This window comes from Bartonella sp. AP19HLJMH (genome assembly GCF_042196245.1).
Taxonomy (GTDB): domain Bacteria; phylum Pseudomonadota; class Alphaproteobacteria; order Rhizobiales; family Rhizobiaceae; genus Bartonella.
This window is the reverse complement of record NZ_JBHIPX010000002.1, coordinates 1-19,431: the sequence shown is the minus strand read 5'-3', so window position 1 is coordinate 19,431 and position 19,431 is coordinate 1. Positions and strand designations below refer to the sequence as shown.

Annotated in this window: 19 protein-coding genes and 1 pseudogene; 13 read left to right on the top strand and 7 right to left on the bottom strand. The window is 38.7% G+C overall.

Going from position 1 to position 19,431, the window contains the following annotated elements:
- Positions 1 to 46: 46 nt before the first annotated feature.
- The 7 genes from ACFINR_RS01650 (at position 47) to mnhG (ending at position 6,825) form a co-directional block, all read left to right on the top strand.
- Positions 47 to 544: a BA14K family protein gene (locus ACFINR_RS01650; RefSeq protein WP_375652368.1), complete on the top strand. Its 498-nt coding sequence runs from the start codon at positions 47 to 49 to the stop codon at positions 542 to 544.
- Positions 545 to 773: 229 nt separating this feature from the next.
- The gene (locus tag ACFINR_RS01645; RefSeq protein WP_375652367.1) at positions 774 to 3,695 is read left to right on the top strand and encodes a monovalent cation/H+ antiporter subunit A; all 2,922 of its coding nucleotides are present in this window, start codon (positions 774 to 776) and stop codon (positions 3,693 to 3,695) included.
- A complete protein-coding gene (locus ACFINR_RS01640) occupies positions 3,695 to 4,036 on the top strand; it encodes a Na+/H+ antiporter subunit C (RefSeq protein ID WP_273790150.1) in 342 nt (113 codons plus the stop codon). The genes ACFINR_RS01645 and ACFINR_RS01640 overlap by 1 nt, the downstream gene beginning before the upstream one ends.
- On the top strand, positions 4,036 to 5,658 hold the full coding sequence (locus ACFINR_RS01635) for a monovalent cation/H+ antiporter subunit D (RefSeq protein ID WP_375632099.1): 1,623 nt from the start codon (positions 4,036 to 4,038) through the stop codon (positions 5,656 to 5,658). Before ACFINR_RS01640 ends, ACFINR_RS01635 begins: the two co-directional genes overlap by 1 nt.
- The gene (locus ACFINR_RS01630) at positions 5,655 to 6,140 is read left to right on the top strand and encodes a Na+/H+ antiporter subunit E (protein WP_375652366.1); all 486 of its coding nucleotides are present in this window, start codon (positions 5,655 to 5,657) and stop codon (positions 6,138 to 6,140) included. The genes ACFINR_RS01635 and ACFINR_RS01630 overlap by 4 nt, the downstream gene beginning before the upstream one ends.
- Positions 6,137 to 6,418, top strand: a complete 282-nt coding sequence (locus ACFINR_RS01625; protein WP_375632098.1) for a K+/H+ antiporter subunit F — start codon at positions 6,137 to 6,139, stop codon at positions 6,416 to 6,418. The genes ACFINR_RS01630 and ACFINR_RS01625 overlap by 4 nt, the downstream gene beginning before the upstream one ends.
- Positions 6,415 to 6,825, top strand: coding sequence for a monovalent cation/H(+) antiporter subunit G (gene mnhG, locus ACFINR_RS01620; RefSeq protein ID WP_375611317.1), 411 nt, complete (start codon positions 6,415 to 6,417; stop codon positions 6,823 to 6,825). Before ACFINR_RS01625 ends, mnhG begins: the two co-directional genes overlap by 4 nt.
- A gap of 16 nt (positions 6,826 to 6,841) precedes the next feature.
- Here mnhG and ACFINR_RS01615 read toward each other — a convergent pair whose 3' ends face one another.
- The 4 genes from ACFINR_RS01615 to ACFINR_RS01600 all read right to left on the bottom strand — a co-directional run bounded on the left by ACFINR_RS01615 (position 6,842) and on the right by ACFINR_RS01600 (position 9,803).
- Positions 6,842 to 7,234, bottom strand: coding sequence for an MliC family protein (locus ACFINR_RS01615; RefSeq protein ID WP_375611316.1), 393 nt, complete (start codon positions 7,232 to 7,234; stop codon positions 6,842 to 6,844).
- A gap of 17 nt (positions 7,235 to 7,251) precedes the next feature.
- Positions 7,252 to 7,647: an MliC family protein gene (locus tag ACFINR_RS01610; RefSeq protein ID WP_375611315.1), complete on the bottom strand. Its 396-nt coding sequence runs from the start codon at positions 7,645 to 7,647 to the stop codon at positions 7,252 to 7,254.
- 415 nt (positions 7,648 to 8,062) lie between these two features.
- Entirely contained in the window at positions 8,063 to 9,196 is a 1,134-nt protein-coding gene (aroB, locus tag ACFINR_RS01605) for a 3-dehydroquinate synthase (RefSeq protein ID WP_375612745.1), read from the bottom strand.
- Positions 9,171 to 9,803 (bottom strand): shikimate kinase, encoded by a 633-nt coding sequence (locus ACFINR_RS01600; RefSeq protein WP_375606223.1) that lies wholly within the window; start codon positions 9,801 to 9,803, stop codon positions 9,171 to 9,173. Before ACFINR_RS01600 ends, aroB begins: the two co-directional genes overlap by 26 nt.
- Before the next feature lie 260 nt (positions 9,804 to 10,063).
- Between ACFINR_RS01600 and ACFINR_RS01595 the strand changes: the two genes are divergently transcribed.
- The 3 genes from ACFINR_RS01595 to ACFINR_RS01585 all read left to right on the top strand — a co-directional run bounded on the left by ACFINR_RS01595 (position 10,064) and on the right by ACFINR_RS01585 (position 12,827).
- Positions 10,064 to 11,002, top strand: coding sequence for a site-specific tyrosine recombinase XerD (locus ACFINR_RS01595; RefSeq protein ID WP_375628561.1), 939 nt, complete (start codon positions 10,064 to 10,066; stop codon positions 11,000 to 11,002).
- 78 nt (positions 11,003 to 11,080) lie between these two features.
- Positions 11,081 to 12,037 (top strand): acetyl-CoA carboxylase carboxyltransferase subunit alpha, encoded by a 957-nt coding sequence (locus ACFINR_RS01590; protein ID WP_375611312.1) that lies wholly within the window; start codon positions 11,081 to 11,083, stop codon positions 12,035 to 12,037.
- 40 nt (positions 12,038 to 12,077) lie between these two features.
- Complete coding sequence (locus tag ACFINR_RS01585; RefSeq protein ID WP_375612743.1) at positions 12,078 to 12,827, top strand: L,D-transpeptidase family protein; 750 nt, start codon at positions 12,078 to 12,080, stop codon at positions 12,825 to 12,827.
- Between the two features lie 891 nt (positions 12,828 to 13,718).
- Here the strand turns inward: ACFINR_RS01585 and ACFINR_RS01580 are convergent.
- The 3 genes from ACFINR_RS01580 to ACFINR_RS01570 all read right to left on the bottom strand — a co-directional run bounded on the left by ACFINR_RS01580 (position 13,719) and on the right by ACFINR_RS01570 (position 17,783).
- Positions 13,719 to 14,780 (bottom strand): CobW family GTP-binding protein, encoded by a 1,062-nt coding sequence (locus ACFINR_RS01580; protein ID WP_375652365.1) that lies wholly within the window; start codon positions 14,778 to 14,780, stop codon positions 13,719 to 13,721.
- Between the two features lie 405 nt (positions 14,781 to 15,185).
- Positions 15,186 to 16,283, bottom strand: a complete 1,098-nt coding sequence (locus ACFINR_RS01575) for a D-alanyl-D-alanine carboxypeptidase family protein (RefSeq protein ID WP_375611309.1) — start codon at positions 16,281 to 16,283, stop codon at positions 15,186 to 15,188.
- Positions 16,284 to 16,976: 693 nt separating this feature from the next.
- Positions 16,977 to 17,783, bottom strand: coding sequence for a 1-acyl-sn-glycerol-3-phosphate acyltransferase (locus tag ACFINR_RS01570; RefSeq protein ID WP_273790137.1), 807 nt, complete (start codon positions 17,781 to 17,783; stop codon positions 16,977 to 16,979).
- A 129-nt stretch (positions 17,784 to 17,912) separates the two neighbouring features.
- Between ACFINR_RS01570 and thiD the strand changes: the two genes are divergently transcribed.
- The 3 genes and pseudogenes from thiD to ACFINR_RS01555 form a co-directional block, all read left to right on the top strand.
- Positions 17,913 to 18,767 (top strand): bifunctional hydroxymethylpyrimidine kinase/phosphomethylpyrimidine kinase, encoded by an 855-nt coding sequence (gene thiD / locus ACFINR_RS01565; RefSeq protein WP_375612742.1) that lies wholly within the window; start codon positions 17,913 to 17,915, stop codon positions 18,765 to 18,767.
- 387 nt (positions 18,768 to 19,154) lie between these two features.
- Positions 19,155 to 19,313 carry a hypothetical protein gene (locus ACFINR_RS01560; protein ID WP_375652364.1) on the top strand — a complete coding sequence of 53 codons (159 nt, stop codon included), beginning with the start codon at positions 19,155 to 19,157 and terminating at the stop codon, positions 19,311 to 19,313.
- Positions 19,314 to 19,338: 25 nt separating this feature from the next.
- A pseudogene (locus ACFINR_RS01555) lies at positions 19,339 to 19,431 on the top strand (phage tail protein); the annotation flags it as partial.

The following is a 19,431-nucleotide window of genomic DNA, read 5'->3' as shown; positions in this document are numbered from 1 at the left end:
AAGGCTTTCTGTAATTACTGTTGTTTATTATGTTGAGTTTTTTGTTATGAGTATGAAAAAAAAATTATATTATGCTTTAGCTTTTGTATTTGTTAGCAGTTTTTTCATCATAACAACCACTCTTGTTAATTGGGGGCAAAATAGAAGTGACGCTAAAGCCAAACTGGTTACTCAGACTTCTGTCCAAGATAGTTCGGTGCCTCTGATTTTTACGGGGCGTAGAGAACTTAATGGTTTCAAAGGTTATCGTCATTATCGGCGTGGTTATCGTAAATACAGTGATAATTGGTGGTATCCTGAAGTGGCATTTGTTACATCACCGCACTTAAGCACAAAAGGCGCATCATTAAAAGTTGTACCAGATGCTAAAAAAGTGTTTTTAACGTCTTCTTCGGAAAAATTAGAAAAAAAAGAGCCATGGATGCTTAAACAACATATTGAATTTTGCCGTGCGCGTTATCGCTCTTATAATAAAAATGATAATAGTTTTCAGCCTTTTCATGGGGGGCGTAGGCAGTGTTTATCACGCTTTTTTAAAGGATAGAAATTAAATAAAATTTTAATTGCTTCTTGTCGTGAGCGTTATTGTTCTTACAATAAAGAGAAGACTTGTGTGGTGCGCAGTATTTTCATGCAAGCATTGTTTTTTTTAAAAATTTAAATGCTTTTAAGTTTTATTAAATCTTATTATCATTAAGTGTGGAATGGGGGGTGAGAATATAAGTTTTTGTTTTGTCGATGACAAAATATTAAGGTAAAATGGAGTTTAAAGAATGACAACACGGGAAGCAATGTTGGTATTGCTCGTTTTGCTTCCCTTTGGTGGAAGTGCTGTCATTGGCTTTTTTCGTTCGACAGCAAAAAATAATGAAGCGTGGTTTGCTGGGGTCGTCGCACTTTTCTGTCTTATTTTTACAATAATGCTTTATCCGGAAGTTCGCGGAAACCACATAGTGCGTTTAGATATTTCTTGGCTTCCAGAATGGGGAAGCGATTTGATTCTCCGCATAGATGGTTTGTCATGGCTTTTTTGCTTGCTTATTACAGGGATTGGGCTGCTTGTTGTCATTTATTCACGTTATTACATAGATCCAGCGGATTCTGTACCGCGTTTTTTTTCCTTTTTTTTGGCCTTTATGGGATCAATGATAGGAATAGTTTTATCAGGTAATCTCGTCTTTTTGGTTGTTTTCTGGGAACTCACCAGTATTTTTTCTTTTTTGCTGATCGGCTATTGGTACCATAATGCAAGTGCGCGTGAGGGTGCGCGTATGGCTCTAACGATCACAGGTTTTGGCGGCTTTGCTCTTTTTATTGGAGTTTTATTGATTGGGTATACTGTTGGCAGTTTTGATTTGGATAAGGTGCTACAGTCTGGAGATATGATCCGGTCAAGTTCTCTTTATAGTCCTATCCTTATTTGTATTTTATTGGGAGGGTTAACAAAAAGCGCGCAATTTCCCTTTCATTTTTGGCTACCTAACGCGATGGCTGCTCCAACTCCCGTATCGGCTTATTTGCATTCGGCAACAATGGTAAAAGCGGGATTGTTTTTGCTTGTTCGTTTATGGCCTGTGCTCTCTGGAACAGAATCTTGGTTTTGGCTGGTTGGCTTTTCAGGACTCTCAACTCTTCTTCTAGGTGCCTATTTTTCCATGTTTCAGCAAGACTTGAAAGGACTGCTTGCTTACTCGACTATTAGTCATCTTGGATTAATTACAACACTTTTAAGTCTTGGTAGTCCACTTGCTTGTGTTGCGGCGATCTTTCATATGGCCAATCATGCTACTTTTAAAGCTTCTTTATTTATGGCTGCTGGCATTATTGATCACGAGACGGGAACACGTGATATGCGTAAACTGTCAGGGCTTTATCGTTCTATGCCTATCACAGCAACTCTTGCTTTAGTTGCGAGTGCAGCGATGGCTGGGGTTCCTTTGTTGAATGGTTTTTTATCGAAAGAGATGTTTTTTGCTGAAGCTGTTGAAACGCATATGGAATCATGGCTCGATTGGATTGCGCCTTATGTGGCAACGCTAGCTAGTCTGTTTAGTGTGACCTATTCTATACGCTTTATTCATGGCGTTTTTTTAGGACCAAAGCCTGACAATTTACCCAAGACTCCCCATGAACCACCGCATTTCATGCGTTTACCAATGGAGCTTTTGGTGTTTATTTGTTTAGCGGTTGGTATTTTTCCTAATTTAACAATAGGACCTATTTTAGATAATGCGGTCGTGTCTGTTTTAGGACCAATGACAATTCCTTATAGTTTGGCTGTTTGGCATGGGTTTAACACTCCATTAGTGATGAGCTTTGTTGCATTATTAGGGGGCGGATTGCTCTATGCTGTTGGGCATCGTTATTTTTTATCCTGTGATGATGGGGCTCCTTTTTTCCGTCACTTAAAAGGACCGCGTATTTTTGAACGCATTCTCGTAATTATTTCTTGGAAATGGGCCCGTGCGGTGGAGTCTGCTTTGTCAACACGCCGTTTGCAGATCCAATTGCATTGGATTTTTTGGGTCTGTTTTGCCTTTGTTGGTCTTTTACTTTGGTGCGATGGTTTCATTCCAGTGGGGACATTACCGCTTTTTCCACTTGATATTCCTTTTCTCGCTCTTTGGCTGGTTGGCGGATTATGTGCGCTTTTAGTTGCTTGGCGAGCAAAGTTTCATCGTCTTGCTTCACTTATGCTTTTAGGGGGAGCTGGTTTGATGACTTGTGCAACCTTTTTATGGCTTTCTGCTCCTGATTTAGCAATAACACAATTGGTTGTTGAGGTTGTTACAGTCGTTTTATTATTGCTTGGTTTACGGTGGTTGCCTAAACGTTTGCATGACCCTGGGCCAGCTGCTGTTCATTTTTGGGTTCGCTTGCGTCGTTTCCGTGATTTCATCATATCCTTTGTAGGAGGTGCTGGTGTAGCATGGCTTTCTTTTGCAGTGATGACACGTCCCCAAGGTACAACGATTTCTGATTTTTTTCTAACGCATGCTTACTCAGATGCTGGTGGTCGCAATGTTGTGAATGTGTTATTGGTTGATTTCCGTGGTTTTGATACCATGGGAGAAATTGTGGTTTTGGGTGTTGTTTCCCTTACTGTTTTTGCACTCTTACGACGTTTTCGTCCTGCGCCTGAGAGTATTGATGCGCCTTTTCAACAACGTATCCAGAAAGCCTTTGATATAGCACAGCCTAATCGAAATGTGGGAGATACAGTATTGAATTATTTAGCTGTTCCTGCTGTTATTATGGGTTGGCTCTTTCCAATTATTATCGCTTTTGCTATTTATTTATTAATGCGAGGGCATGATCTGCCAGGAGGTGGATTTGTCGGTGGTATTACTTTGGCTATAGGATTTATTTTACAATATCTTGCACGCGATATTCGGTGGGTGGAAACGCATTTGAGAGTTTTACCTTTGCGTTGGATAGGCTTTGGTTTATTATTGTCAGTCGTAACGGGGATGGGCTCTTGGTTTTTTGGATATCCTTTTTTAACATCCTTTTTTCGATATATTCATCTTCCGTTAATTGGGAAAGTTCCCATGGCATCTGCTTTTTTGTTTGATTTTGGTGTGCTTTCTCTTGTGTTAGGAGCAACTGTTCTCATTTTAATTGCACTTGCACACCAGTCAATTCGGAGTTACCGAATCGGTAAGAAACCTATTTTAAAAGAGAAGGAAAATTAATGGAAATTGTTCTTTCTTTGGGTATCGGTGTTTTTGTCGGATCAGGTATTTGGCTTGTTTTGCGTCCACGTACTTTTCAAGTCATTCTTGGTTTGTCCTTGATCTCCTATGGTGTTAATCTTTTTATATTTTCAATGAGTAGACCGCGTAGTAATGCTGCTCCAATTGTTGATCCTACCACTGTTATTAATCCAGCTAATTATGTCGATCCTCTTCCACAAGCCTTGGTTTTAACTGCGATTGTGATTGGTTTTGCAACAACAGCTTTATTTTTAGTTATCTTGTTGGTTTCACGTGGTTTAACGGGTTCTGATCACGTTGATGGACGTGAGGTGCAATAATGGAAATAGGAGTGCATCATCTCCTTATTTTGCCTATTCTTTTGCCGTTAATCACTGGAGCACTTCTTCTTTTTTATGATGAACGTCGTGCAAGACTTAAATCATTCATCAGTCTTTCTTCTGCGGGACTGTTGGTCGTTACTGCCATTTTATTGATTATACGTACTCTTGAAATAGCACCGGCTTGCGATGTTTATCGACTTGGTAATTGGCCGTCTTCTTTTGGAATTGTTTTAGTCCTTGATCGCTTAAGCGCTATGATGCTTTTACTTTCCAGCTTGTTGGTGACTAGCGTATTGGTTTTTGCGCGGGCTCATTGGTACAAAGCTGGTTCTCATTTTCAGTCACTAATGCAATTTTTTATGGTGGGGATAAATGGTGCTTTTTTGACTGGCGATTTATTTAATTTATTTGTGTTTTTTGAAGTTATGTTAACGGCTTCCTATGGGCTTGCTTTGCATGGTTCTGGTCAGACACGCGTGCGTGCAGGGTTGCATTATGTTGTGGTTAATCTTGTTGCTTCATTATTTTTTTTAGTTGGTATAGCGCTCATTTATGGAGTCGTTGGTACTCTTAATATGGCCGATTTGGCTGTTAAAATAAAATATATATCTTCTACAGATATTGTTTTGTTCGAAATAGGTGTTGCACTTTTAGGTATTGCTTTTTTGCTTAAAGCGGGTATGTGGCCGCTTAATTTTTGGTTGGTGCCAACTTACAGTGCAGCAGCAGCGCCTGTTGGAGCTTCTTTTGCACTTTTGAGCAAGGTTGGTATTTATATTATTTTACGTTTAACGTTGCTATGGTTTGGTTCTGAAAGTGAATATTTTAACCATTTTGGTCATACGGTTTTGTTTTATGGTGGGCTTGCCACTATGATTATTGGTTTTATTGGAGTATTGGCGAGCCAAGTTTTGGTGCGTTTGGCAGCTTATAGCGTTCTTGTCTCTTCTGGCACATTGTTGGCTGCGATCGGGATAGGCAATGCAGCACTGACAGCAGGCGCACTTTTTTATATTGTTTCTTCAACTTTAGCACTGGGAGCTTTTTTTCTTTTGGTAGAGTTGGTAGAACGCTGTCAAGATGTGGCTGCTAATGTTCTTGCTGTCACAATGGAGGTGTATGGTGACGATGAAGAGGAGGAAGAAGATGAAGTTGGCATCTATTTTCCAGTAACCTTGGCAATTCTTGGAGCTTGTTTTGGTATCTGTGCCATTTTGATTATTGGATTGCCGCCTTTTTCTGGTTTTGTTGCTAAATTTATGATGTTCATGGCAATTTTAAACCACAGTAGAGAGGATTTTTCTACTTCTCTTCCGGTTTACCAAGATTGGCTTTTTGTAGTTTTTGTCACTCTCTCTGGTTTTGCGGCTTTGATTGCATTGACACGAACGGGTATCCGAACTTTTTGGGTTTCTCTTGAAGGGCGTATTCCTCGTGTGCAAGTGATAGAATTTGCGCCTATTGCCGTTCTCCTTGCTTTGTGTTTTCTTATAACAATTGTAGCCAGTCCTGTTAGTCATTATATGTCTGAAACTGCTAAGACTTTGTATGAACCTCAAAACTATATTGGGAGCGTTTTAACGGATTTTTCTCTCGAAAATAGGGAGATAAGTAAATGAATCGTTTTTGTCCTTCCCCTTTTTTCAGTGGTGTCATTGTCCTTATGTGGCTTATTTTAAATGGTTTTAGTTTAGGGCAATTGCTTTTAGGGATTTTAACCGCTTTGTTTTGTGGTTGGATGATACGGCTTCTGGAGCCGGAGAAGGTTGTTATTAAAAGCTGGAGTGCGGTTTTTCGTCTCGTTTTTCGAGTATTTATAGATTCTATATTCTCAAATGTTTCGGTGGCTTGGTTTGTTTTAACAAAAAGGTCTCGAGTGCAGAAATCTGGTTTTATTGTAGTACCTCTTCTGCTTCATAATCGCACTGCTTTGGCTATTTTAGCATGCATCCTTTCGGCAACCCCTGGAACTGCTTGGGTTGCCTATAATAGTAAAAAGGGTGAACTTTTGCTTCATGTCTTAAATTTAAAAAATGGATATGATTACAAACAGTTGATCAAACAACGGTATGAGCAATTGCTTTTGGAGATTTTTTTATGAGTATGGTGATTCTTTATTGGGGGCTTTTCTTTTCACAGTTTTTTTTAAGTTTAGCGGTGACTTTCGCGCTGTTTCGGTTGATTCGTGGTCCACGGGCGCAGGATAGAATTGTTGGTTTAGATGCCCTTTATATAACCACTATTCTTTTGTTTCTTACATTCGATATTCGTTCAGGAACAACCACTTATTTTGTCGCAGCTCTCATTATTGGATTGTTGGGATCTGTCTCAAGCATCGCTTTGGCGAAATTTCTTATGCGGGGGGAGATTATTGAATGAAAGATGATATATCGCTTGTGGTTGCTATTGCTATCACAGTTTTCTTAATATTAGGGTCTGGATTGACATTGATCGCAACGATAGGTTTGGTGCGTTTTTCCAATTTTTATAAGCGTTTGCATATGCTTTCAGTATGTACGAGTTGGGGCGTTGGTAGTATTCTTATTTCTTCATTTCTTTATTCAATATTTGTGGACCATTATTTTGTTTTTCATGAAGTGTTGCTGATGTTTTTTTTGTTTTTAACAGCACCGGTAGCTTCTATGTTGCTTTCACATACGGCAGCTTATCGACATCATTCAGAAAAACAATCAGAAAAACCGCTGGCTCTTTTATTACACCAAACGGAGGAAAAGCTACCCACATCAGAAGGAACATCACGAGATGAGAGCCAGCGCGGTTCTTGAAATGTAAGAATCTTCCTTATTCTGTGCTTTTTTCTTCTACACAGTGGATGGGCTTTTCTTCTTTTGGATCATTAATAAGATCGTAAAATATGGCTTCATTTTTAGTTATCCACCAAATGTATTGTCCACCCACATATTTTCCTCCAGAAGCGGCAATTACATTAGAACCAACGATGCGCTTACCGTTCCATTTTAAATCAACAAGCGCAATATTGCCAGCATTATAATAAGTTGCTTCAACATACTCTTTGCTTGTTCCCATATCGCATTGATAGGAGACGGTCTCTGTTGTTGGTTCTGGATCATCTGGTACTTCAATGACTAAAGAACTTGCTAATGCATTAATTGAACCGAGGAGGAGCACACTTAAAGTAATGAAAAATTGTTTAGTAAAAGAAATTTTTTTCATAATATTTCCCGTGTTATTTAAAATAATAATGTTGACTCATCTTTACAGAGGATAGGTTTTTTTTCTTCTGGATCCTGAGCAAGGTCATAAAGCGTGACTTCTTTGTTCTTTTCCCACCAGATGTACTGAGCTCCTGCAAATTTTGCTCCTGTTGCCGCGATGACATTAGCAGCAATGACACGATCACCGTTCCATTTGAAATCAACCAACGAAATATTATCAGCATTAAGATAGACTGCCTCAATGCGCTCTTTACCTGCTCCAGTTTCACACTGATAGGTAATGGTCTCTGTTTTGGGCTCTGGATTGTCTGGTACTTCAATGATTAAAGAACCAGCTAAGCTATTGTTTGAGCTGAAGAGTGATAAACTTAAAGCGGTGAAAAATCCTAAAATGTGCAAAGTTTTTTTCATGATGCTTCCCTATATTCCTAATATTGTGCACAAAGAATAATTTGACTGATACGATGGTGTCTACGGCAGGATTCGAACCTGCGACCCCAGGATTCATACCACTTCGATTTTCACCGCCAGCCTTATCGGCTGTTTGTGGTCTGGACTGTCTCTTCACCTTGAAGCTTTTGCTCTTTAGGTGCTGCCCGTTCAGTCTCTACACCTTTCTCTCATTTGAAGAGAGACTTGGCTCGGGATTGGCATACAGTCGCCCATGAAGCTTTCCCCGAATTTGAGCAGATTCACTTTGAGGATTTCTCCTCAAAGTGCCCAATTTCTTTAGGAATCCTGTGCTCTATCCTACTGAGCTACGCAGACATCATCATGTTAATCTTTAATAGAAGTATAAAAACGAATCAATTATATTCAATATGAATTAACGAATTTCTGTTAATTTTTGTTCCAAAAAGGATAAAACGGCATCTGGTGAAACATTTTTTGCAATAAATGATTGGCCAAGTCCGCGTGTTAAGATGAAAGTCAAATTGTTTTGCGAAACTTTTTTATCTTGGGCAATGAGAGTCATTAAAGTTTCAGCATCTGGTAGACACCCTGGGATATCCTTTAATTGTGTAGGCAATCCTATAAATTTGAAGTGCGCTTCAATGCGTTGTATAAGCGTGGGGCTTATTAAATTTAATTGAGCAGAGAATTGATGAGCTAGAATCATCCCAATTGCTACGCTTTCGCCATGGATTAAACGGTTGGAGTCATAAGCGGTTGCTGTTTCAAGCATGTGTCCAAATGTATGGCCAAGATTTAAGAGTGCGCGCTCTCCCGTTTCGTACTCATCGCGTGCTACAATGGCAGCTTTAAATTGGCATGAGCGAACAATGGCCTCTGTTCGCATAGGGCCATTAGAGAAAATTTTCTGCCCATTTTTTTCAAGCCACTCAAAAAAGTCAGGTTGGTTAATGAGACCGTATTTTACTATTTCTGCGTAGCCAGCGCGAAATTCGCGCGGTGGCAGGGTATCAAGAAGACACGTGTCAGCAATAACGCATTGTGGTTGATAAAAGGCACCAATAAGATTTTTGCCATATTGGCTATTGATTCCCGTTTTTCCACCAACAGAAGAATCAATTTGTGCAAGAAGCGTTGTGGGCATTTGAATGAAGTTCATGCCACGGCGGATTATACTTGCCGCAAATCCTGCTAGATCACCAATGACACCACCGCCAAAAGCAATAACACAGTCGCCTCTTTCTAAACGCGCAGCAAGAATTTGATCGATGACAACTTGCAGGGTTGAAAATGATTTTGATTGTTCTCCTGCTTCTACAATAATAGGGACAGTATGAATTTTATTTTTTGTTAATTCTGCTTGCAATATCTCCAAATGAAGGGAAGCAACATTTGTATCTGTAACAAGTGCCAAGCGCGTTTGATGAGGATCTTTTTTATTAAGAGCATGTTTAATCTGTGAAGCAGCTTGTGTAATCAGACCCGGACCAATGATGATATCGTAACAGTGTTTGTCAAGTTTAACAGTGACGGTTTTGGTTTGCATGCTGGTTATCCCTATTGTTAATTTCTGTGTATAGGTAGTGCTGTACGGATCGTATAACATTTTGTGCTACGGTATGACGGCTTTCTTTATGACTGTTAATTGTTAAGTTTGCCTTTGCATAGATAGGATAACGCTGTTCCATGAGTTTTTGCATGGTTTCTTTAGGATTGGCTGTTTGAAGCAGGGGACGTGTTGGGTGCTTTGAGACACGTTGCATGAGGATATCAAGATCGACTTTTAGCCATATGGATATACCATTTTGGTGAATGGCTTTTCGGATATTTTCATTTATGTAGGCACCACCACCTGTTGCTAAAACAAGGGGACTTTTTTTCATGAGGTTTAGAATAACACGCTGTTCAAGAGCACGAAATTCGGATTCACCATAAATTTCAAAGAGTTCCGTGATTGTCATTTGTGCAGCTTTTTCAATTTCTTGGTCAGAATCATAAAAAGGTAAACGAAGCATGGTGGCGACGCGTTTTCCGATCACTGATTTGCCTGCCCCCATAAGACCAACAAGGACAAGTGCTCTTTTATCAAGGGACGATAAGAGCTGATTCTTTATTTGTGTTATGGGGACGCGTTTTTGTCGATTGCTTTTCATAACTTTATTTCGGCATTTATCCATCTTAAAGTCAATTCCTGTTAATCTTTGTGAGGCATAATACGAGATAGAATATTTTTGGGTAGGTTATTGTCTTATGCCAACATTGACTAGATTTTTGATGATTCTTTTCATTTTGCTTTCTGTTCTTTTCATTATAATGGGTGCTCTTGTGGTTTGGGTTGAACCAGTAACTGTGGATATGTACATTGATGTTCCCTTGGATTCATGGAATCTTTCTACGGAAGCGAATCAATGAAATGAAAAGTGGTGCTGTGATAGATCATTTTCTTGAGATGATGAGTGCGGAGAGAGGGGCTTCGTCTCATACGCTTGCGGCTTATCAGCATGATTTGCAGTGGGCACAAGACGAATTGTCTTCACACTCTGTTTCGCTTTTTTCAGCACAAAAAGAAGATTTAATTACTCTTTTGTCACTTATGCATACTTTTGGTTTTGCGGCATCGTCGCAAGCGCGCCGTTTATCGACTTTGCGTCAGTTTTATCAATTCCTTTATGCTGAAGGGTTGAGAGCAGATGATCCCTCTCATGATATTGATGCACCTCGTCAGGGGCGTCCTTTACCCAAAATCATGAGTGAAGATGCAGTGATAAAATTGCTTGATTTTGCGGAGTTAGAAGTCAATCAAGCAGACTATGGGTCCAAAGGTTATTTCCGTGCACTGCGTCTTCAGCTATTGATTGAAATGCTTTATGCAACAGGGTTACGTATTAGTGAGTTGGTGAGTCTGCCGGTTCAGTCTGTTCGAAGGAAGGAATACAGCGTTTTGGTTCGTGGTAAGGGCAAAAAAGAACGAATGGTGCTGTTATCAAAAAAAGCATGCCAAGTTCTTTCACAGTGGTTAAATTTGCGTGATCAGGGAAAGGACGCTACGAGTTCTTATCTTTTTCCTGCGCATTCCGAGACAGGATATATTGCTCGTCAAGTCGTTGCACGAGAGTTGAAAAATCTCGCTAGAAGAGCAGGGATAGGAAGTGATAGCTTTTCTCCCCATGTGTTGCGTCATGCTTTTGCTAGTCATCTTTTGCAAAATGGTGCTGATTTGCGTGCCGTTCAACATTTGTTAGGTCATTCTGATATTGCTACCACTCAGATTTATACCCATGTGTTGGAAGAGGGACTTTATCGTTTAGTCAATGAGCATCATCCACTTGCCGATGAGCAAAAGGCTCGTTAAAGAAAAGGTGATGTTTTTGAAAAAGACTTTATAAAGCAAATTATAAGTGTATAAGTGACACTGAATGAGTTGACACAAATGTATAATTATCTTGATTTTGAAAAACCAGTTGCTGATCTTGATGGGAAAATTCTTGAATTAAAAAAAATTTCTCAGGAAAAAGGCAGTCTTGATATGAGTGACGAGATTGCTCGTCTTGAAACGCGTTCCCAAACAGCGTTGCGCGATATTTATAAAAAATTATCGCCGTGGCAAAAAACACAAGTTGCTCGTCATCCGGATCGTCCCCATTTTATGGACTATTCTAAACGCCTATTGAGTGACGTTACGCCTTTGGCCGGAGATCGCAAGTTTGCTGAAGATGAGGCTATTCAAGCGGGGTTTGCACGCTTTAAAGGTGAGGCCGTTGCTTATATTGGTCAAGAGAAAGGTCATGATACGCAAACACGTTTGCGCTATAATTTTGGTTCTGCGCGTCCAGAAGGCTATCGTAAAGCTGTACGTATTATGGAAATGGCTGACCGCTTTGGTTTGCCCCTCCTTACTTTTATTGATACAGCAGGTGCTTATCCTGGGGTAAGCGCTGAAGAACGTGGGCAAGCGGAAGCAATTGCTCAATCAACAGCTACAACTTTGCGTTTGAAAGTTCCTGTGGTTTCCGTTGTTATTGGAGAAGGCGGTTCTGGAGGGGCGATAGCAATCGCGGCTGCCAACAAAGTTTATATGTTGGAGCACGCAATTTACTCTGTTATTTCACCAGAAGGAGCAGCTTCTATCTTATGGCGTGATCCAGCTCGTGCAAAAGATGCTGCAATGAATATGCGTATTACCGCTCAAGATTTGTATCGCTTAAAGATTATTGATGGCATTATTTCGGAACCTTTAGGGGGAGCGCATCGTGGCAAAGAGATTGTCATTGATGCAACGGGTGATGTTATTTCAGAAGCTTTAAAAGCTATGGCTGGAAAAGATGGTCAAGTGCTTAAACAAGAGCGAAGGGAAAAATACCTTCAAATTGGTCGATCTCTAACATAGGTTATTTTTTGTGAGGGGTGTTGGATTGGAGTTTTATTCGATGACATTTAGCAGATTCCTTGCTGTGTGTGTGTTGTTTGTAATGGGACTATTGACAGCATGTGAAGGAAGATTACCAGCCTCTATTCGCGCTAAAGTTGAGCAGCCGTTGCCGCAAGAAATCAAAAATAGAATGGTTCTGTATGATATAGATCCCTATGCACCGATTATGATGCGGTTTTTTAAGGAAGAAAATCTTGCTGAAGTTTGGAAGCAATCTCGTTCAGGACCTTTTATCTTGGTTGCTCGCTATGGCATTTGCAAATGGTCTGGTAAGCTTGGACCTAAATATAAAGAAGGGGATCTTCAGACACCAGAGGGTTTTTATACTATTAGCGCAAACCAAATGAATCCTTATTCAAAATATTATCTCTCTTTTAATATAGGATTTCCTAACCTTTATGATCAGGAAAATGGTCGCACAGGAAGCAATCTTATGGTGCATGGTTCTTGCTTTTCCGCAGGGTGTTATTCTATGAGTGATAAGAACATGGCTCAGATTTATGCGTTTGCACGGGATGCTTTTAAAGGAGGACAAAGAGAGTTTCAGTTGCAGGCTTTTCCTTTCCGCATGACCGAGGATAATATGTCACGTCATAGCAAGAATCCTCATTATCAATTCTGGGTTATGCTTAAGAAAGGTTATGATTTTTTTGAAAAAAATCGTCAACCTCCAACTGTTGAGGTTTATGGAAAACGTTACGTTTTTAATCGCGATATTGATAAAAATTCAGTTTCTCTAATGCAGTGAGTGTTATTGTATCCTACTGCACCGTAAACACTATCACTTAATAATGGTGATACAGGATACGCAAAAACTTTGCACATAAGGTGTTTAAGTGAGTAGTCAATATTTTAAAGCGCAGAGTTTTTTCATAGAGCTTTATGTAAGTAAATCATATGAAGTGGGAAGCCAAGAGGAATTTTCTCAAAGAAGTTGGATTGTTTGCACATTGTTACTGGTATCAATCTTCGTTTTTAGTGAAGAGTAAGTTAACATGAAATGTACCTCTCTTTTTATTTCTTTCAAAGAGTTTTATTCTTTTATGCTGTGAAATATTGTCTTGTCGTGCTGTTATATAAGATACATTCACATATTTTAAAATGCGATATTGCCTCTGTCTGATTTTGTTTTTTTTCTTAACAGGGATTTTGATTTCAATTAGCTTGAATAAATATAGAGTTGAGCAGAATATTTTAGAACCAAGAATTTGGCCAATCGGTCTGTGAAATGAATCACATGAAGTGGTTTGCAGATGAAGCGCATTTAGAGAGAAAACAATCTGTTTGCAGATTGATGGGTATTAAATTTTTTATCATAACAATTTGATTTATAATGATAATTTAGTGTTATTCAAGTTAAATTAGAACCCTGAATACCGTAAGATTCTCTCATTTCAAAGCCGTTCCATGTTGAATAAATTAAAACCATTTTCTTGCACGTTACAAGCGGGGATAACCGCGTGGGTGAAACTGTGCAAGAAAGACTAAAATGCTTTTTACAAACCGTCTCAAGTACCAAGGGCTTGGTTTCAACATTGGGAATTAGCAAAGTGTGTAATGGTGCCGGTTTGCTCCTTTAAAAGCATAAAGATGGTGGTGCTAATGAATTTAATGTTATATCATTGAAGGGGAGAAAAAATTAAAATTTTATTCCTGGAATGACCAGAGGATTTTCTAAGAGAGCTGTTTTGTCTGCAGTATCTATTGCTGGTTTATTAAAAAAAGCATTGAGGAGCTTTTGTATTGCGTCTTTTTCAACACCATTGGCAATGATGACAAAACGTGTTTGTTTTATTCCTTTTGGCCATGCCGGCAATCTTATGGGAGGATGAAAAAATGTTTGTACGCCATGTAATACAAGTGGGCGATAAGGGTCATCACGCAATGCGATAATTGCTTTAATACGTAATAATTTTGTACCATAACGCTCTTGTAGGAGATCTAAAAAAGCTTCAATTGTGGCGTAATCAACAGGACCCTCACAGTTTAGTGAAAAGGTACGAATGGTTTTATGGGGGGTATGATCATGTGGGGTAGTCGTAAGATTTTGTTTAAGTTTTGTATTTTCTACTTTTTCATCCCATAATGTGTTATTTATTAATAGATTTGAACAGAAATCTTTAGAATGGCCGTCAATGATTTGTGCTGTAGGATTCATTGTTTTAAGTGTGCTAAGGAGTGCATCTGAAAGCGTTTGTGGGTCTCTAAGATCTGTTTTGGTGAGAATGATTTTATCAGCAAATATTAATTGTTTATATATTTCAGGATAGCGCTTACATATGGAAAGTGGACTTAATGTATCAAATGTTGCAAGAACAGCATTTATGGACAATGTTTGAATAAACAATGGGTGGCTTAAAAGTATTTGTAAAATAGGGGCGGGATCAGCCATCCCTGTGGTTTCAATGATAATATGATGGAGTTGTTTGATCTGTCCTGTCTGAACGCGATTTATTAAATCAATTAATGTGTCGATGAGATCACTGCGTAAATTACAGCATAAGCAACCATTGGCAAGCTCAATAATTCCTTCTGTCGTTTTTTCAACCAGAAGGTGGTCAATACTGATTTCGCCGAATTCATTGATGATAACAGCACATTCTGTTAGAAGAGGGTCTTGTAGCATACGGTTGAGCAAAGTTGTTTTGCCAGAGCCTAAAAAACCCGTAATAAGCGTGAGAGGGATGCGCTTTATTTTCATGTTAATCATCAATCATAGTTTTGTTTTTAAAAAATATATCTCAGTATGTCTAAGCAATTTATAATGATGTCCGTGAGGGATATAATGGTTAATCCCCCATGAAATCCATTGTACCACTATCTTTACGCTTATAAAGGTAGGTGCACGTGGGTATATTATACACTTTTAGCGTCAATGTTATGATAATTCTTGGTTCTTGAAAGGACTTATAGGAAGGATTTTTATTCCTTGTTTTAATTATTTTATCTACATGTTCATCCACCTTGTGGCGCGCAAGAGACTGGTTTTATTGATTCAACAAATACAGATTTGAAATGAGAGAATCTTACAATACTTGTGGTTTTGACATAAGGTACAAAATAATTAATTATGATTATAAATCAAAGTATTATAATTAATTGTAGATTATGATTTATGGCTTTTTATAGAATGGTTTGCGTGCCTTTTATACGGAATATAGGGTTTTCTTAGTGGTTTTACTGTCATTTTAGGTGTTTGTGGCGTACGAATGAGGTGTACTGATAAAGGATGAGAAAAAGAAGGTGGAGCAGTGATAAAAGGTGAGGTGAGAATAATATTTCCTTGATCATCATATGAATTTGCATGCATTTTTATGGCTTCAGGTGTGCATGTTTGTTGTCTCATATTGTTGGCTTGTGTTATGTTGCTCCCATAAGGTTTTAATGTTGCTAGTGTTAATTGGGGGCTTCCTTGGTGCAAAAATCCTATTTCAAGAAGTTGTGCAGCTTTTTCTTCTCTTTCACTTATGTTGTTAGCACCTAGAATGACAGCAATAATTGTACGTTTATTGCGGGTGGCTGAGGCAACAAGATTAAAACCAGAGGCACAAATAAAGCCTGTTTTCATACCGTCTATCCCATAAAAACGGCCAATGAGGTTGTTTGAGTTATGTTGGATTTTTCGATTATTACCAAAATCAATGGCTGGAATAGAAAAATAATGAGCATATTGTGGAAATTCTCGACGTATTTGAACGGCTAAAAGAGCAATATCGCGTGCCGTGGAGTAGTTTTGAGGATCTGGTAAACCACTTGCGTTCGCAAAATGGGTGCCAAACATGCCTAAACGTTTAGCTTCGCTATTCATTTTACGTACAAAATCTTTCTGTGAACCCGCAACAGCTTCACTCATGGCAATGGCTAAATCATTGGTAGATTTAACCATGGTGATACTTAAGGCTGTATCAAGTGTGAGTACAGAACCAGCTTTATAGCCTGAACGATATGAGGGAGCTTTTGCGGCGTATTCGCTGATGGTGATATGTTTGTTTGGTGAAACTTCCCCTCGGCTCATGGCACGAAAAATAACATAAGCGGTCATTAATTTTGTCAAGGAAGCAGGATACCAACGCTCAAAAGCTTGATTATGTTTTAAGATACGCCTCGTTGTAACATCAACAGAAATAAAAGGCTGCGCTAGAGCAACAGCGCTGGATAAACTCAAAATCACAGAAAAAAATAAATTATAGAAGAGACGTCGCATTAATTTAAATCTAGTTCCCTCTTATTCGTTATTTAGAATTGTTTTAATGTAGCACACAAAGCATTTAAGTCTAGGATAGGAAGGAAAGATGGTTAATTGCTGTATCCGTTGTGTCTGTGGGATAAAAACCAATTCTCATTTTTATTTTCCCCTTGAATTTGGTTTGATGACTTAAGTATCTCAAGAAATACTTTTTAAATAATGAAGATTGTACAAGATTTCAGGCTCTTGGAGGGATTGAATTTCTCAGAAAGGAATGAATCTGCATAATCATGCATTTTTCTTGCTCTCCTGTTAGGATAGCCCTTGGCACTTGAGACGGTTCGTAAAAAGTATTTTAATCTTTTCTTGTATCGTTTTATTCACACGAGGTATCCCCACTTGTAATGTGCAAGAAAATAATTCTAATTGATTCAACCTAGAGTAGATTTGAAATGAGAAAATCTTACGGTATTCAGGGTTCTCATTCAAGTTGAATAACGCTAAAATATCCTTATAAATCAATGAGATGTATGTTATTTAAATGATTTTAAAGAGAGGAAGAATTCTTTTTCAAAAAAATTTACACATTGATCATTTCTTATCATGTACAAGTGTTTTACAATTTTAAATTAGAAAGTTTGAAGTATCTTTCTTATATTTTTGTTCCCTATACTCCGCTCAATATACAAAGTTATGCATTATTCTTATCAATCAGTGCATTGTTTCATGATGATTTAGTTTTTGAAGTTTCTGAACAGCGTATGGTGGCATAGGAGGAGGGGTGGGATCTTGAGCTGCTAAGAGAAGCAGTTCATCACACGCTTTTTCAGTTTTTTGGACAAGTTGATCTAGAAAATCACGTTTGCTTAAACCAGCCTCTATCGGGGGAAGAATACGGACACGAATTGTTCCGGGATAGCGGCGAAAATTATTGCGTGGCCAATATAAACCCGCATTATGTGCAATAGGAACAACTTGAAGTCCTAATTCATTATAGAGCGCGACAATTCCCGACTTATAATCTGGTTCTTGACCGGGTTGTCGGCGTGTTCCTTCGGGAAAAATCAAGATTTGGCGCCCTTGTTTTACTTTCTCTTTTGCTTTTTGTATAATCATTTTTAAGGCTTTGATGGGTGTTGTGCGGTTAATGGGGATAATTTGCGTTTTTGCCATATACCAGCCAAACAATGGAATCCACATCAATTCACGTTTTAAAATGAGAGTGGGATCATCAAAATAAGGAACAAGACTGAAAGTTTCCCAAGCCGATTGATGCTTTGGAGCAATGATATAGGGTCCTTTGGGAAGATTTTCTAAACCTTCAATCTCATAACTTGTGCCTGCGATGTATTTTTGCAAAAAGAGTGTAACGCGCGCCCATGTTTTAGGGACAATCCATGCCTTTTTGCGGGGCATTAAAAAATAAACGGGAGCGTAAAGAATCATTTGTATGAAAGTTGTTGTATAAAAAGCGAACGTAAAAAGAATAGAACGAAGGATAAGCACTACATTTTCCATTTTATATCTATAAGAAGACTTCATATATAATATAATTCACATGAGAAAACATCTTCTTTATGTTTTTTCAAGCATCTATTTTTTCGGTAACTCATTTTCCGATATTTAAAAACAGAAGGAAAGAGGTTAATGGAATTACAAAAAGATAAACTTTTTATTCCACGGATTTTATCTATTGCGGGAACAGATCCTTCTGGTGGCGCTGGAATGCAGGCGGATTTGAAGGTTTTTTCAGCTATGAAAACTTATGGTATGAGTGTGGTTACAGCTGTTGTTGCACAAAATACTCAGGGTGTGCGTTCTTTTCAGGCATTAGATGCTTCTTTTGTTGCAGATCAAATTGATTCTGTTTTTGAGGATATCCATGTTGATGCCGTTAAAATTGGTATGGTTGCAAATGCTCAGATTGCACAGGTTATTGCAGAACGTCTTGCTTATCATAAAGCGCGTTTCATTGTTTTTGATCCGGTTATGGTTGCAAAAAGTGGTGATGTTCTTTTAAAGTCTGATGCAATTGAAATTATGCGTGATGTTCTTGTGCCGATGTCAACTTTGATCACGCCAAATTTGCCTGAAGCTGCACTGTTATTGGGGCGTGAAGTGCAATGGTCTTTAGAGACTATGTATCAATATGCTCCACGACTCTTGGCGCTAGGGTGTCATGCAGTTTTGTTAAAAGGGGGACATTTGAATACGCTGACCAAAAATAGTACAGAAAATTACGATTGTTCTAGTCCAGATCTTTATTGTGATTGTGAAAACCTTGTTATACTTGAAGCCTCTCGTCTTTCAACTACTCATGATCATGGGACAGGGTGTACCATTTCTGCTGCCATTGCAGCTCTGTTACCTACCCAACCTTTGGATTGCGCTGTTAAACAAGCAAAAGATTATTTGCATGGCGCTTTAACTGCCTCAGATGCTTTAAAAGTAGGGAAAGGGCGAGGGCCGCTTCATCATTTTTATGCATTATGGAAAGATTAATACAACGGTTGATAGTGAAAAATCTTCACTCTATGAATTTGTTTCGTCATTATATGATGTTTTGGACTTATGACTGATAAATGTTAGCGTATTGTAGCTTAACAGTTATTTTGTATTAAGAAGGATAAGAAAAAATGTTATAATTTGCTTCTTTTATATATTTTTTACGATTAATCTATCCTGTTTTAGAGGCAATTTTGAGTATAAAAAAGAGAGCAAGGAATTGTAAAATCAGGATTTGATAGCAAAAAGAGTAGAGGGAAAGACCTTTTACAAGGCGATATTAAAGCTAGCGGATCCACTATATTCGCTGTTTCTTATATTGGTGGCAAAACAGCCATTCAACCGATTGCACAATTTGCGGGGGCGGGGCATGCCAATTACTCTGTGAGAGAACAAAGAGACAAAGACCGTTCCCCCATCACACACAATCAAAATGTCACAGTGCATGTTAATGGGGCGCGTGAACCCATGGCCACTGGTCGTGCGGTTGCCCATGCTTTGCAACGGGCACGCGCTAATGCGCTGCATGGCGGGACAGAGTAATGATACAATCAAGGAGAGGGCGTCTATGAGAGATCCTTTGCTGATGTTAGGACCGCATCAATTTTATGTGGACTGGCTGAATTTCCAATCCTTTGAAGAAGAGTTTTCTGCCTCATGG

Excerpts from the sequence above, each read along its gene's own strand:
- ACFINR_RS01635 (WP_375632099.1), top strand. The coding sequence starts at position 4,036 with ATGGAAATAGGAGTGCATCATCTCCTTATTTTGCCTATTCTTTTGCCG.
- mnhG (WP_375611317.1), top strand. The coding sequence starts at position 6,415 with ATGAAAGATGATATATCGCTTGTGGTTGCTATTGCTATCACAGTTTTC.
- ACFINR_RS01585 (WP_375612743.1), top strand. The coding sequence starts at position 12,078 with ATGACATTTAGCAGATTCCTTGCTGTGTGTGTGTTGTTTGTAATGGGA.
- ACFINR_RS01595 (WP_375628561.1), top strand. The coding sequence starts at position 10,064 with ATGAAAAGTGGTGCTGTGATAGATCATTTTCTTGAGATGATGAGTGCG.
- ACFINR_RS01650 (WP_375652368.1), top strand. The coding sequence starts at position 47 with ATGAGTATGAAAAAAAAATTATATTATGCTTTAGCTTTTGTATTTGTT.
- ACFINR_RS01570 (WP_273790137.1), bottom strand. The coding sequence starts at position 17,783 with ATGGAAAATGTAGTGCTTATCCTTCGTTCTATTCTTTTTACGTTCGCT.
- ACFINR_RS01580 (WP_375652365.1), bottom strand. The coding sequence starts at position 14,780 with ATGAAAATAAAGCGCATCCCTCTCACGCTTATTACGGGTTTTTTAGGC.
- ACFINR_RS01575 (WP_375611309.1), bottom strand. The coding sequence starts at position 16,283 with ATGCGACGTCTCTTCTATAATTTATTTTTTTCTGTGATTTTGAGTTTA.
- ACFINR_RS01640 (WP_273790150.1), top strand. The coding sequence starts at position 3,695 with ATGGAAATTGTTCTTTCTTTGGGTATCGGTGTTTTTGTCGGATCAGGT.
- ACFINR_RS01590 (WP_375611312.1), top strand. The coding sequence starts at position 11,081 with ATGTATAATTATCTTGATTTTGAAAAACCAGTTGCTGATCTTGATGGG.
- aroB (WP_375612745.1), bottom strand. The coding sequence starts at position 9,196 with ATGCAAACCAAAACCGTCACTGTTAAACTTGACAAACACTGTTACGAT.
- ACFINR_RS01645 (WP_375652367.1), top strand. The coding sequence starts at position 774 with ATGACAACACGGGAAGCAATGTTGGTATTGCTCGTTTTGCTTCCCTTT.
- ACFINR_RS01600 (WP_375606223.1), bottom strand. The coding sequence starts at position 9,803 with ATGAAAAGCAATCGACAAAAACGCGTCCCCATAACACAAATAAAGAAT.
- ACFINR_RS01625 (WP_375632098.1), top strand. The coding sequence starts at position 6,137 with ATGAGTATGGTGATTCTTTATTGGGGGCTTTTCTTTTCACAGTTTTTT.
- ACFINR_RS01610 (WP_375611315.1), bottom strand. The coding sequence starts at position 7,647 with ATGAAAAAAACTTTGCACATTTTAGGATTTTTCACCGCTTTAAGTTTA.
- thiD (WP_375612742.1), top strand. The coding sequence starts at position 17,913 with ATGGAATTACAAAAAGATAAACTTTTTATTCCACGGATTTTATCTATT.
- ACFINR_RS01630 (WP_375652366.1), top strand. The coding sequence starts at position 5,655 with ATGAATCGTTTTTGTCCTTCCCCTTTTTTCAGTGGTGTCATTGTCCTT.
- ACFINR_RS01615 (WP_375611316.1), bottom strand. The coding sequence starts at position 7,234 with ATGAAAAAAATTTCTTTTACTAAACAATTTTTCATTACTTTAAGTGTG.